The following is a 13,442-nucleotide window of genomic DNA, read 5'->3' on the forward strand; positions in this document are numbered from 1 at the left end:
TCAGCCGGCCAGATGCCCTTCAGCACGCGCCAGCGCGGCGCGCTGTTCGGTTCGCGCGGCAAGCGCGTCTTCCAGCGTCACCGGAACGAAGCGCGCCGGGGTGTGCGGCTGGAGCTGGGCGATCAGATCCATATCGGCCGATATTACCACGCCCAGCATCATGTACCCGCCACCCGAAACCGCGTCCCGGTGAAGAACGATCGGCTCTGTGCCACTCGGCACCTGGACGGATCCGTAAGGATAGCAGGCGTCGACGATGTTCGAGGGGTCGGAGCCCGCACCGAAAGGCTGCTCGCGCTCAACGAACTCCAGCGGCGTTCCGCCACGGAAGCGATAGCCGATGCGGTCAGCTTCGGGCGCGACCTTCCAGGTTTCCTCAAAGAACCGATTGCCGGCAGCTTCAGTGATCCGATGCCAGTACATGCCGGGAAGCATTCTGAGTTCCGCCAAACTATTCCGCGCGCGGCGCAGATTTGCAGGCAGTGAAAGACCGGCTTTGCCAGAACCTTCGCCGACGGGAAGCTCATCACCCGCCTTCAGCGTGCGGCCCTGATGGCCGCCGAGTGCGCCCAGAATATAAGTCGAGCGCGAACCGAGAACCATCGGTACGTCGACGCCGCCGGAGACGGCCAGATAAGCGCGCGCGCCGCCCTTGAGGAAGCCAAAGGAAAGCCGGTCACCCGCCTTCACCGGAAAACTTTCCCAGGTCGGCCGTTCCTCGCCATTAAGTTTGGGTGGGAGTTCTCCTCCCGTGACGGCGACGACTGCGGATTGGGTGAATTCGAGTTCGGGGCCCATGAAGGTGGCTTCGAGCACCGCAGCACCCGGATCATTGCCGACAAGCAGGTTTGCGATGCGTGTGGCAAAGCGGTCCATGCCACCGCCTTCGGGAATGCCAACATGATAGTGGCCTGGTCGGCCAAGGTCCTGCACGGAAGTGGAGAGGCCGGGAGAGATTACCTTAACGGCCATTGATGAGCTCCATCAGCTTTGCATTGGTGCCGTAAATATCGCTGTTGAAGTCCTTCAGGCTGAAGGTGCACTCGCGAACCGTCGGCTGCCACCGATTAGCTTCGATTTCCTCCAGCGTGGCGTCGTAGTCATCGCGGCCAATGGCCTTGAACTTGACGATGTCGCCTGGCTTGAACAGGCACATGTCATCGGAGAGGTAGCGCACCTTCCTGGTCGGGTCGTAGATCGGGGCCGGGGTTATGCCATACATCTGGTAGCCGCCAGCGCCGCGCACCGAATAGATCGCTGCAAAGCAGCCGCCATGGCCAATGGTGAGCTTGGGAGTGTCGGTGCGTGGGCGCAAGTATTTCGGCGCCTGAATCTGTTTCTTGCGCTCGACCATCTGGTACAGGAAGGGCAGTCCAGCGACGAAGCCGACCATGGATACGAACCAGGGCTGGCCGGAATAGGCCGCGATAAACTCTTCCACCGTGGCGTAGCCGTTGATGCGTGCCGAATATTCAAGATCGGTGGAGGACGGGTCCTGATGGCGCTCGCGGAAGCGCAAGCAGGTTTCACGCGTCCACGGATCCTGGAAATAAACCGGCAGTTCGATGATCCGGGTCTTCAGCACCGGGTCCGCCTTTGAGGCCGCCTCTTCCATCGACTTCAGTTCGCTGAGCAAATCCTGCGGCTTGACGATGTCGGGGTTGAAGCGAATCTGGAAGCTGGCGTTGGCTGGGCAGATCTCGGTGACACCTCGAATGCCTGCCGTACGCACCGCGTTGGTCATCGAAAGGCCGGTAAAGAAGGAGGTGAGCGACATTTCCTCGGACACCTCGCCGAAGATATGTTCGTCACCGCCGAAGTTGAATCGTATCGACATCGGTCCTCCTTAAGCCGCTAATGCTGCGGCGTTTTCGATGAGCCAGCCTTCCAGCCAGCGGGTATGCACGTCTCCCGCCCGCACCGCCGGATCGGCGGCCAGCGCAAGAAACAGCGGCTTGGTGGTCTTGAGCCCGCCGATCTTCAACTCGTTGAGCGCGCGGATCAGGCGCACTATCGCCGCCTCGCGCGTCTCTGCATGCACGATCAGCTTGGCAAGCAGCGAGTCATAAAAGGGCGGCACCTGATAGCCTTGGTAGAGCATCGAATCGAAGCGTACGCCCGGACCGCCGGGAATGCGAAGCTCGGCCACCTGCCCGGGGAATGGAGCGAACTCCTTCGCCGGGTCTTCGGCATTGAGCCGGACTTCGATCGCATGCCCCTTGACGGAGACATCGCCTTGCCGAATCCGCAGCTTCTCGCCGCCGGCGATGCGAAGCATCTCCGCAACGAGGTCGATGCCGGTGATCGCCTCGGTGACCGGGTGCTCAACCTGGATACGGGTGTTCATCTCGATGAAGTAAAAGCGGTCTGCTTCATCGTCATAAAGATACTCCACCGTGCCGGCACCAGAGTATTTGACCGCCTTGGCCAAAGCGACCGCCGAAGCGCAGAGCTCCTCGCGCAGCCTGTCGGAAAGTGCGCGCGACGGCGCCTCCTCCCAAACCTTCTGGCGTCGCCGCTGCAGCGAGCACTCCCGCTCGTAGCAGTGGATGGCATCGCTTCCGTCCGCCAGCACCTGCACCTCGATGTGGCGGGCCTTACCGATAACCTTTTCCATGTAGAGACCACCGTCGCCAAAGGCGGCGAGGGCTTCTGCTTCGGCCTGAGGAAAGGCTTGTTCGAACTCGGCGAGCGAGTTCGCAATGCGGATGCCCCGCCCGCCGCCGCCCGCCGCAGCCTTGATCATCACCGGAAAACCGGTTTCGGTCAGCACCTCGTGGCCAGCCTTGAGGCCCTCGACCCGGCCAGCCGAGCCAGGCACCACAGGGACACCTGCAGCGGCAGCGGCCGATCGCGCCGAGACCTTGTCTCCCATCATCCGGATCGCATCTCCCGACGGGCCGACGAAGACCAATCCAGCGCCTGTTACCGCGTCGGAAAACACGGCATTCTCGGCAAGGAAACCATAGCCAGGATGAACGCTGTCGCAACCGGTGTCGCCGGCAGCCCTCAGAATTGCTTCGACGTTGAGATAGGACTTCTTTGCTGCTGGTGGGCCGATGTTGACCGCTTCGTCCGCAAGCTGGACGTGGAGCGATCCCGCGTCTGCGGCCGAGTACACCGCCACGGTAGGGATGCCCAGATCTTGTGCGGCCCGGATGATCCTGACCGCTATTTCGCCCCGGTTGGCAACCAGAAGCTTTTTCAGCATCAGTCGAGGTCCGCAATAGGTGCGCCGGCCATGATGGGGTCCTCATTGTCGGCAATGAAGCGGATGTTCGTACCGGCCGTCTCGGCCCTCACTTCGTGGAACGACTTCATCACTTCGATGAGACCGATTACGTCTCCGGCGGAAACCGCGTCGCCATCCGCCTTGTAGGGCGGCTGGTCGGGCGAAGCGCTCCGATAAAAAGTGCCGGGAAGAGGCGAAAGAATCTGGGCCATAAAAAGCTCCGGAAAACTGCAGGCGGACTATTTTGGAACCGCCTGCGCAGGCGGGTTCGGTCGAGTTCAGTGCCAAGGGGCGATTGCGGTGCGCACGGCCCTGGCTATTTCGATGGCGTTCGGCGTATCGGAATGCACGCAGATGGTTTCGCAGCGTACGGGGAAGAAACTGCCGTCCTCTGCCGTGCCCTCGCCCTCGCTGATGGCGCGGACGCAACGCTCGGCCATCTCTGCGGGGTCCTTGGCGTCATGAACGCGTGTCAAGATCAGCTTGCCGGAGGCATCGTAGTCGAGATCGGCATAGAACTCGGCGACGAATGGGATACCGCGCTCTTGATAGATCTTCTCGTGCAAGGTGCCCGTCATGCCGAAGAGGGGTACGCCGAAAACCTCTGCCGCGTCGCACACGCCATGGGCGATTGCCTCCTGCTGCATGGCCATGAAGTAAAGGCTGCCATGCGGCTTGATATGGTGGAGTTCCACACCCTCGGCCTTGAGGAAGCCGGCAAGCGCTCCCACCTGGTAAATGATGGTGTTCCTGACTTCGTCGCGGGTCAGCCGCATCTCGCGCCGGCCGAAACCCTGAATGTCCGGCAAGCCTGGATGGGCGCCGATCTTTACGCCACTCGCCTTGGCGCTGCGGACGGCGGCATGCATGTGATCCGGATCGGAGGCATGAAAACCACATGCGACATTAGCAACGTCGATGATCGGCATCATGCCTACATCATCGCCGACCTTGTAGAGGCCAAAGCTCTCGCCCATGTCACAGTTTAGCGTTACCGCCATCGCATTGTTACCCCTCGAAGCTGCCGTCTTTGCGGCGTTGCAGCATTTTTTGCGCATGCGAGGCCATTTGTGAAATAGTAGTTTATTGATTGTCATATCAAAAAAACAGATAATGGTTCTGGGCCGGAGCGCACCATGACCATCACCTTGAAACAGCTTGATTATTTTATCGCGACCGCCGAGAGCGGACAGGTCAGTCATGCCGCGGTGGAACTCAACATCTCACAATCGGCGGTCACTGCGGCGATAAAGACGCTTGAAGCTGACCTGGGCGTACGGCTTTTGGAGCGGAACCACGCTGGCGTCAGATTGACGATGGAGGGCGCGCGGTTTCTTGAACATGCGCGTGTTATCACCGGAGCCGTCGCAGCCGCCGTCCGAAGCCCGTTGCGCGATAGGAAAGGCCTGGCGGGCAAGCTGCGGCTGGGCATGACCTACACGGTCGTCGGCTACTACATGTCGCGCCACTACGCGCGGTTTCGAAAGACCTATCCCGAGATCGAGGTCGAGGTGCTGGAACTGCCCCGAGACGCTCTCGAAAGCGGCTTGATGTGCGGGGACATCGATATGGCCGTGATGCTGGTGTCCAACCTGGAGCACACCGAGGAATTGGCGCAGGAGGTCTTGATGCGGTCGAACCGCCGGCTCTGGCTTTCGGCTGATCATCACCTACTTGCGCGACAGGAAATCAGCCTCGCCGATGTGGCGGCGGAAGATTATGTGATGCTGACGGTGGACGAGGCACGCACGACGGCCGCCCGTTACTGGGATGCCGCGGGCCTTTCGCTCCGCGCCGTCCTTGCCACCAGTTCGGTCGAGGCCGTGCGGTCGCTCGTGGCTGCCGGCATGGGGGTCACTGTCCTGTCCGACATGGTTTACCGCCCCTGGTCCTTGGAGGGGCAGCGCATCGAAGTGCGCGGGCTTGTCGAGCCGATCCCCACTATGGATGTTGGCCTGGCCTGGTCGCGTGACAGACCAATCGACCCGGCGGCGGCGGCCTTTCGAGCCTTCATGTCAGTGACCATGGGCGGCGGCGGCTAACCGCCGGCCCGTCAGACAGGCGCTTTACCTCAGGCTGGCTGGTTGAGCAGCGGGTAGCCTAGGTTGCAGCAGCGGGCCGATCCCAAAAAACTATCCTTTGCCAAGACCTTGGGGCGCACTCGGGACCACCCGGTACGCGGATGAAAAGATTTCATCGGCCGGCGGATTGCCGAGCGTCCGCTCCGGATATTTCGCCATCAATCCATTGAACTGGCGCTGCGCGCGAATTGCCCCAGCGGTGAAATCCATGGCTGGAATCTCGCGATCACTCATCACCGTCCGGCCGTCGATGACCACCGTTCGCGCATCGCGTCCGGAGCCCGAAATCATCAGGGTCTGAATGGGGTCGATCACTTGGCCGAGATCGGGATTGGAGAGGTCCCATACCGCCATGTCAGCACGGCAGCCGGGTGCAAGCCGGCCTAGATCAGCGCGCCCAAGCGCATCCGCGCCGCCCAGTGTGGCGGCATCGAAATAATCCTCGGCACGGCACGCCTCCGCCTCGCCTTCGATGAAACGGCAGATCATCAGGCCCGTCTGCATGTTGAGGAGCATGTCCGGTGGGGACGTGTCTGTGCCCAGTCCAATGCGGAGGCCGCGCTTACGGTATGACTTGAAGCTTTCAAGACCGTCGCCGAAACGCGACGCGACCAGCGGGCAATGCACGACGACTGAGCCGGCTTGCGCGATGATATCGAGATCACGGCCCGGTTCCTGCACGAAACGCGATGGGCTGACGAACGTGCCATGCGGCAGCAGTGTCTTCTCGGTGAGGAAATCGAGGCTTTGCAGCCATTCGATCGAACTCATGCCGTGCAGGCGGCGCACGGTTTCGCGCTCGAAGCCGCCCTGGCAGCAATGCAGCCGGACAGGCACGCCCAGATCGCGGCCGGCGGCAGCGGTACGCCGCAGAAGTTCAGCGGTGCAGGTCTCGATGCGGTCGGGCGCAAGCATGGTGCGGACAAGGCCTCCATGCCGGCCTTCGAACCGCTCGCAAAAGGCGACCGCGCCATCGAAGCCTGCAAGGCCACGCGGCTCGTCGAAGAAAAGCTCGATCTTGCCTTCCTCTACGATGAAGGGATTGCCGGTGCGGTAGGCGGGGCCGAGATAGACGCGCAGCCCAAGATCTGCCGCAGCGTCGGCGGCGCCCTCGAACTCCTCCACCGTCTCGCCCCATTGGCGGTAGTAGAGCGAAGCGATCGGCAGCGCCGTCGTGATGCCATTTCGGATAAGCCGCGCAAAGGCGTAGCGTTTCTGGAACACCAGCTCTTCCGGCGAGTACATCTCGTAAGGGCCGGCATCCATGTAGGTTTTGGGCCAGACACGGCCCTTGCGCCAGGCCGGGTGGTTGTCGAATGACAGGATCGTCGTATCGAGGTCCGACAGCGCGTCGAGATCGATGAAACCCGGCGCGATTAGCGCCTCTCCGCAGTCCACGCGCTCGTCGATCTCGCCCGGAAAATCATGGCCGACGAACAGGATCGTTCCGCCTTCATAGACCACCTGTCCCGATGGCAACAGAGTGTGCCGGCCAGCTTCGTGGCCGACCACCCAGTCGGCAGTCATCAGCGTGCGTTTCCCGGCTGCGGTCATGGCTGACACCTCGTTGTCGGTCTCATTCGGCGGCCCCGGGCATGCGTTTGCGCCCTTCCCATTGCGCGACGGTCATGGTCGGAAGGTCGAAGGTTTCGCGCGACAGGCAATATCCGTGTCCGCCCATGCGGCCGATGGCGTCGAGACCCATCGGATCGATGTGCAGGCGCTGGTTGATGATGTCGGAGCGGATGTGGGCTGCGACGACTTCACCGAGTATGATTTCGCGGGAGTTCCCGAAGCCTAACGTCGTGTGCCGCCGGCACTCGAACGCGGCCGGCGATTCGGCGATGCGCGGTGCCGCGATTTTCGTGCCGGCGATGGCTGTCAGCCCGGCCTCGGCGAGTTCGTCGACATTGGGGGCGAATGGCACCGCGCAGACGTTCATGGCGCCCAGCATGGCACTCGATACGATGTTGACGGTGAAGACACCGGTCGCCCTGACGTTCCATGCGGTGTCCTTGAAGGACATGTCGTCGTGGTTTTCGACGCCTAACGCGAGGATTGCCGGTTCAGCGGAAAGGCAATTGAAGAAACTGACCGGAGCCGCATTGATACGCCCTTCACCATCGACGGTGGTTACCAGCGCTATCGGCCGCGGCACCACGGCGCCGATGAGGATCTTGTATTTCTCGCGCTCCGTGAGGCGCGTGAAATCGAACGTCGTCTCAGTTGTCATGACGGTTCTCACGGCATGGGAAGAGGGTGGCGGCAGGGCCGAAACCCGGCCATCCGGCGTGGATGCGCAACATGCTGGCAGGTGCGCCGGGCGTTTTGTCTATTTCGCCGCCGCCCGGTAGCCGGAAAGGAGATCCTTCAGATCGCGCTCGCGCGCCGGCTTGAGGTCGAGCAGGCCGCGGGTTGCCACTGCCATCAAGTGTTCGTCCATAATCCTTACAGCAGTCGCTTCGTCGCCGCGCACCAGTGCGTCGATGATCATCTGGTGTTCGTTGACCGCGCACTCCGACGAATGCGGCCGGCCATAAAGCGCGAGTATCAGCGAGCAGCGTGAGGTAACTTCGGCCACGTAGCGGATGAGGAGTTCGTTTCCGGTCATGTCTGCCAGCAAGGCATGGAACTCGCCGGCCAACCGGATCGACTCCGGCCCGTCGCGGTTCTGGGCCTGCTCCTCGGCCGCGACATGGGTACGCAACTTCTCCGCCTGCGCCAAGGTCAAACGACCCGCCAGCGTTTCGATCACCGTCCGCTCCAGGCCGCGCCTTACTTGAAAGACCCCACGCGCCTCGCCGATGCTTGGCGAGGCCACGGCCGCGCGCTTGTTCGGCTGCTGCGAAACAAGGCCTTCGACGGTCAGCCGGCCAAGAACGCTGCGCACCACCGTACGGCTGACCCCAAAACTCTCGCCGACCGAATCCTCGGGAAGCTTCGTTCCCGGCGCCAACGCCTGCTCGATGATCGCGCGCCGCAGCGCCTGATAGACGCCGTCCGCGAGGTTGCCGGCACGGCTGGGGCGCTTGATTGGCAGGGAATTCTGAATGGTCATGGCCGGCCGATTTATCAACTTGGCATGAGTGGGTGTCAATCATGGTTTTCTCGAAGTCGGGACAGAAGAGAGCCTGAGATGTTTTCTCTTGCGCCACTAAACAGTATACACTACCGTAAATCAAGTGGATACAGATTGCATATTAAATAATCACAAGCTGCCTAAAGCGAGTGCAATCGAGGGAAACGCCAAGAGAATTGGCATCAACGGAATTCGTGAACAGAAAAGTTCCGGATAAAAAATGGAGAGGCCCGCATGAAATCGCTTTTGAGGGCGTCGGTCGCCGCAGTCGTGGCGCTGACGCTGACGACCTTCTCGGCAGCCGCCGAAAACGTGCTGAAGTGGGGCGCGCAGCGCGACGTCGTTTCGCTCGACCCCTATTCATATGGTGACACCTTCACCATTGCCGTGCTGAACCACGTCTACGAAGGGCTGGTGCGGTACGACGAGAAGCTGCAGATCGCGCCGGCGCTCGCCACGTCATGGGAAGTCGTGTCGCCGACCGTCTGGCGCTTTCACCTGCGCGATGGGGTGAAATTCCACGACGGCGCGCCGTTCACGGCCGACGACGTAATAGCCTCGCTGACCCGTGTCAGCGATCCGGCCTCGCCGCTGCGCGGCAACCTGCCTGCTTACAAGGGGGCGACCAAGGTCGACGACCATACGGTCGAGATCAACACGACGCCGAACTATCCGCTGCTACTGAACGATCTCACAAACATCGTCATCTTCGACAAGGAGTGGCTGGTCTCCAACCATGCCGAAGCACCGACGGATGTAGGCAAGGGTGTCGAGGGCTATGCGACATCCCATGCAAACGGCACCGGTCCCTTCAAGGTCGTGTCGCGCAAGCCTGACGCCGAGACCGTGTTTGAGGTCAGCAAGGATTGGTGGGACAAGCCGAAGCACAATATCGACAAGATTATCTTCACCCCGATTGCGTCTTCGGCGACGCGCGTGGCCGCCCTTCTGTCGGCCGAGATCGACTTCACCAACTCGGCTCCTCTGCAGGACATTCCCCGTTTGCAGGCATCGTCAGGCATCAAGGTGCTGGCGAGCAATGAATTGCGGACCGTGTTCTTCGTCTTCAACCGGACCGACAAGACGATCGCATCCGACGTCACCGACAAGAATCCGATGAACGACATCAAGGTTCGTCAGGCGATGTACCAGTCGATCGACATCGACGCCTTGCAGAAGAAGGTGATGCGCGGATTGTCGCGCAACACCGGGTCGATGGTGGCGCCTGCCATTCCCGGCTATGCCGATGCCTTGGATTCGCGCCTGCCTTATGATCCGGATGCCGCCAAGAAACTGCTGGCGGAGGCCGGGTATCCGAACGGCTTTTCTTTCTCCTTCGTCTGCGAGAATGACGGCTACGTCAACGAGGAGGAAATCTGCCAGGCGGTATCTTCAATGTGGGCCCGCGTCGGCCTGAAGGCCAATCTCGACGTCGCACCGACTAGCCTGCAGACCGCGAAATTCGAAAGCGGCAAGTTCGATGTCGGCATTCTCGGCTGGGCCAACGAGCCGATGATCGACAGCTTCTCGATCCTCGTGCAGGTGGTCCATTCCAAAGTCGGCACTTCGGGCGTGTTCAACTGGGGTGGGTGGAATTACCCTGAGGTCGACGCGTTGATCGACAGCGCCGGCAAGGAACTGGATCGCGAAAAACGTCTCGGATTCCAGACGCAAGCTCTGATGAAGGTCAAGGAAGACATCGCCTTCATGCCGCTGCACCAGCAGCCAATGGCATGGGCGATGGGTCCCAACATCGAGAGCATCGTCCAACTCACCGACAACAAGCCGCGCTTCTGGCTGACGATGATGAAGTGATCTGAAGCGCCTCGCCGGGAATCCGGCATGGATCGTGCATAGAAAACTCCGGGCTGTGCCCGGAGTTTCCTAAACCGCGTCGGGAGACGGCAGTCATGTTCGCCATCATCGTCAAGCGCATCGGCAACGCGGCCTTGGTCATGCTCGTGGTCGCTTTCATCGCCTTCATGATCTTCCAGTTCCTGGGTGACCCGGTGCAGTTGATGCTGAACTCCCAGGCGACACAGGAAGATCGCGATGCGTTGCGTATCCGGCTTGGCCTCGACCAGCCGGTCATCATGCAGTTCTTCACCTTTGTCGTTCGCGCCTTGCAGGGTGACTTCGGCGTCTCCTTTCGCAACCAGCGAGAGGTGATGTCGCTGATCGCCGAGCGCTTCCCGGCAACCTTCGAGCTGGTCATGGTGTCAACCGTTCTGGCGCTCCTCATCGGCATTCCGCTTGGGGTATTTGCCGCGATCAAACCGAAGAACCTGGCAGCGCGCGTGGTCTCGATGATCGGCATCTCGGTCCCGGCCTTTGTCATCGGCATCGTGCTCATTTTGATCTTCTCGGTCCAACTCGGTTGGTTGCCCGCCTTCGGCAGGGGCGAGGTGGTGCAGTTCGGCACCTGGTCGACCGGATTGCTGACGCCATCGGGACGGCTCGCACTGATCATGCCGAGCATCTCGCTGGCGCTGTTCCAGATCTCCTTCATCATGCGGCTGGTCACCGCCGAAATGCTCGAAGTCCTGCGGACCGACTACATCAAATTCGCCCGGGCACGCGGCCTGCCCGACCGCCGCGTGTATTTCCGCCACGCATTGAAGAACTGCATGATGCCGGTGGTCACCATGACCGGCATGATGATCGGCGACCTGATCGCCTTCGCGCTGGTGACGGAAACCGTTTTTCAGTGGCCGGGCATGGGGTTGCTGTTCGTGCAGGCCGTCATGTTCATCGATATCCCGGTCATGGCGGCCTATCTGATGATCGTCTCCGTCATCTTCATCACGCTGAACACGATTGTCGATTTCGTCTATCTCGCCGTCGATCCACGCTTGCGGCAGGCGGGAAGCGGAGGGGGTAGCCATGTCCGTTGAAACGCAGATGACGAAAACGCCCGATGTGCCACGATTTGCGCGCGTGAGGGCCTTTCTAAATGGCGACCTTGCCCACGGCTTTTTCCACACACCATCGGCGGTTATCTCCGCGCTGGTGCTTCTGGCCATTGCGCTGACTGCGATTGCCGCACCGCTGCTGTCGCCACAAGACCCCTACGACCTGACGCAGCTCTATCTCGACAAGGCCGAACTGCCGCCGATCTGGTCGGCCGGGGGCGAAGTGCCATACCTGCTCGGCACCGACGTGCAAGGACGCGACATCTTCTCCGCCATCCTCTACGGCTCGCGAATCTCGCTGATGATCGGTTTTGCCAGCGTCGTCGTTTCAGTGGTTATCGGTATCACCGTTGGGCTCATCTCCGGCTATATCGGCGGCCGCATCGACAATTTCCTGATGCGCCTCGGCGACCTCGTCCTGTCGATCCCGACACTGCTCGTCGCCATCCTGGTCAGCGCGATCTTTCGTCAGCTGCTGCCTGTTTCTATGCGCGATGCCTTCACACCGGCCATCCTGACGACCTCGATCGCCATCACATCGTGGGTGCAATACGCCCGGATCGTGCGGGCATCGACAATGGTGGAAGCGCGAAAGGAATACGTGCTTGCGGCCCGTATCCTCCAATTGCCTTCCAGCAAGATCATGATCTCGCACATCTTGCCAAACGTGATGACGGCGGTGCTGGTGACGGCGACGCTCAATCTCGGCCTTGCCATCCTCGCCGAGGCGACCCTGTCCTTCCTGGGCGTCGGCATGCCGGTCACGCAGCCCTCCCTCGGCACCCTGATCCGCATCGGCAACCAGTACTTCTTCTCGGGAAGCTGGTGGGTGGTGCTTTTCCCGGCGTTGCAACTCAGCCTGATCATTCTAGCCGTCAATCTGCTCGGCGACTGGTTGCGCGACGCCCTCAACCCGAAACTTCGCTGAAAGGCCCGACATGACCGAAACCACCATCCTGAAGAATGTCCGGCCGTGGGGCGAGGCAGCAACCGACGTGACGGTCGCCACCGGCCGCATTGCGCAAGTTGGGCCAGCAACGGTTTGGAACGGCGCGAAGGCCGTCGACGGTGGCGGCGCGATCCTGCTGCCGGGCTTCGTCGAGGCGCACACCCATCTCGACAAAACGCTTTACGGCATGGCGTGGAATCCGAACAACGTCGGCTCGACGCTGGTCGAGAAGATCACCAACGAGCGCCATTCGAAGAGCCGGCTTGGCCTTGACCCGGCGCGCCAGTCGGCAAGGCAGGTGGCGCTGTCGGTCGCACATGGCTCGACCCACATCCGCAGTCATGTCGACATCGACACCGAACATGGTCTGAAGGGCGTGCTCGGCGTGATGGAAACGCGCGAAAAATATGCCGACGTCATCGACCTCGAGATCGTAGCCTTTCCGCAGTCGGGCATGCTGATCCGGCAAGGCACCAAGGAACTGATGGACGAGGCGCTGTCGCTTGGCGCCGAAGTCGTCGGCGGCCTCGATCCCTGTTCGATGGACCTCGACCCGAAGGGTCACCTCGACGTAATTTTCGGCCTTGCCGAAAAGCACGGCAAGCCGATCGACATCCATCTGCATGAGCTTGGCGAGCTCGGCGCGTTCTCCATGCGGCTCATCATCGACCGCACGCGCGCGCATGCGATGAGCGGCAAGGTGACGGTGAGCCACGCTTTCTGCCTCGGCCACAATGATTACCTTGCCGTTGGCAGGCTGCTTGACCAACTGGCCGAGGCCGGCATCGCCATCATGACAACCGGCCCGTCCGGCTATCCATGCCCGCCCCTGATCCGCACGCTCGATGCCGGCATTGCGGTTTGCTCCGGCTCGGACGGCATCCGCGACTGCTGGAGCCCCTATGGCAATGCCGACATGCTGGAGCGCGCAATGTTCCTTGGCATGCGCAATGATCTCGACCGCGACGCGGACCTTCGCCGCGCCGTTGAAGTGGTCACCACCGGCGGCGCTAGCGTCATGAACATAGCAGGCTATGGACTTGGCGTCGGCGATAACGCCGACCTCGTGCTGATCGACGGTGAAACGCTGGCCGAGGCCGTGGTTTCGCGCCGAACCCGGCCGCTGGTCATGAAGCGCGGCAAAGTCGTCGCCCGCGACGGCGCGATACTTTTCGCAATGGAGTAGCAA

13 protein-coding genes are annotated in these 13,442 nt (G+C 61.4%); 5 read left to right on the top strand and 8 right to left on the bottom strand.

Translation table 11 applies throughout. The annotated features are described in order from the left end of the window. The 5 genes from ABID19_RS01050 to ABID19_RS01070 all read right to left on the bottom strand — a co-directional run bounded on the left by ABID19_RS01050 (position 1) and on the right by ABID19_RS01070 (position 4,233). Positions 1 to 972: a 5-oxoprolinase subunit C family protein gene (locus ABID19_RS01050; protein WP_354487301.1), complete on the bottom strand. Its 972-nt coding sequence runs from the start codon at positions 970 to 972 to the stop codon at positions 1 to 3. Continuing rightward, positions 962 to 1,837 (bottom strand): 5-oxoprolinase subunit B family protein, encoded by an 876-nt coding sequence (locus tag ABID19_RS01055; RefSeq protein ID WP_126103558.1) that lies wholly within the window; start codon positions 1,835 to 1,837, stop codon positions 962 to 964. Before ABID19_RS01055 ends, ABID19_RS01050 begins: the two co-directional genes overlap by 11 nt. A gap of 9 nt (positions 1,838 to 1,846) precedes the next feature. After that, positions 1,847 to 3,211 carry an acetyl-CoA carboxylase biotin carboxylase subunit gene (locus tag ABID19_RS01060; RefSeq protein ID WP_354487303.1) on the bottom strand — a complete coding sequence of 455 codons (1,365 nt, stop codon included), beginning with the start codon at positions 3,209 to 3,211 and terminating at the stop codon, positions 1,847 to 1,849. Then, complete coding sequence (locus tag ABID19_RS01065; RefSeq protein ID WP_013533152.1) at positions 3,211 to 3,444, bottom strand: acetyl-CoA carboxylase; 234 nt, start codon at positions 3,442 to 3,444, stop codon at positions 3,211 to 3,213. The genes ABID19_RS01060 and ABID19_RS01065 overlap by 1 nt, the downstream gene beginning before the upstream one ends. A 66-nt stretch (positions 3,445 to 3,510) precedes the next feature. Next, positions 3,511 to 4,233, bottom strand: a complete 723-nt coding sequence (locus ABID19_RS01070) for a LamB/YcsF family protein (protein WP_354487305.1) — start codon at positions 4,231 to 4,233, stop codon at positions 3,511 to 3,513. A gap of 135 nt (positions 4,234 to 4,368) precedes the next feature. Between ABID19_RS01070 and ABID19_RS01075 the strand changes: the two genes are divergently transcribed. Beyond that, positions 4,369 to 5,274 (top strand): LysR family transcriptional regulator, encoded by a 906-nt coding sequence (locus ABID19_RS01075; protein ID WP_352931050.1) that lies wholly within the window; start codon positions 4,369 to 4,371, stop codon positions 5,272 to 5,274. Between the two features lie 90 nt (positions 5,275 to 5,364). On the opposite strand, the gene ABID19_RS01080 is transcribed toward ABID19_RS01075, so the two are convergent. From ABID19_RS01080 to ABID19_RS01090, 3 genes are all read right to left on the bottom strand, one after another. Then, positions 5,365 to 6,867 carry an amidohydrolase family protein gene (locus ABID19_RS01080; protein ID WP_354487307.1) on the bottom strand — a complete coding sequence of 501 codons (1,503 nt, stop codon included), beginning with the start codon at positions 6,865 to 6,867 and terminating at the stop codon, positions 5,365 to 5,367. A 22-nt stretch (positions 6,868 to 6,889) separates the two neighbouring features. After that, positions 6,890 to 7,546 carry a flavin reductase family protein gene (locus ABID19_RS01085; protein WP_354487309.1) on the bottom strand — a complete coding sequence of 219 codons (657 nt, stop codon included), beginning with the start codon at positions 7,544 to 7,546 and terminating at the stop codon, positions 6,890 to 6,892. Between the two features lie 99 nt (positions 7,547 to 7,645). Beyond that, on the bottom strand, positions 7,646 to 8,371 hold the full coding sequence (locus ABID19_RS01090; protein ID WP_354487310.1) for a GntR family transcriptional regulator: 726 nt from the start codon (positions 8,369 to 8,371) through the stop codon (positions 7,646 to 7,648). A gap of 255 nt (positions 8,372 to 8,626) precedes the next feature. On the opposite strand from ABID19_RS01090, the gene ABID19_RS01095 reads away from it, so the two are divergent. The 4 genes from ABID19_RS01095 (at position 8,627) to ABID19_RS01110 (ending at position 13,439) form a co-directional block, all read left to right on the top strand. Next, a complete protein-coding gene (locus ABID19_RS01095; protein ID WP_354487311.1) occupies positions 8,627 to 10,207 on the top strand; it encodes an ABC transporter substrate-binding protein in 1,581 nt (526 codons plus the stop codon). Between the two features lie 95 nt (positions 10,208 to 10,302). Continuing rightward, the gene (locus ABID19_RS01100) at positions 10,303 to 11,286 is read left to right on the top strand and encodes an ABC transporter permease (protein ID WP_354487312.1); all 984 of its coding nucleotides are present in this window, start codon (positions 10,303 to 10,305) and stop codon (positions 11,284 to 11,286) included. Then, a complete protein-coding gene (locus ABID19_RS01105; RefSeq protein WP_354487314.1) occupies positions 11,276 to 12,232 on the top strand; it encodes an ABC transporter permease in 957 nt (318 codons plus the stop codon). Before ABID19_RS01100 ends, ABID19_RS01105 begins: the two co-directional genes overlap by 11 nt. Positions 12,233 to 12,242: 10 nt before the next feature. After that, positions 12,243 to 13,439, top strand: coding sequence for an amidohydrolase family protein (locus ABID19_RS01110; protein WP_354487316.1), 1,197 nt, complete (start codon positions 12,243 to 12,245; stop codon positions 13,437 to 13,439). Positions 13,440 to 13,442 lie beyond the last annotated feature (3 nt).

Origin of the sequence: Mesorhizobium robiniae (genome assembly GCF_040545535.1) — a bacterium.
GTDB lineage: Bacteria > Pseudomonadota > Alphaproteobacteria > Rhizobiales > Rhizobiaceae > Mesorhizobium > Mesorhizobium robiniae.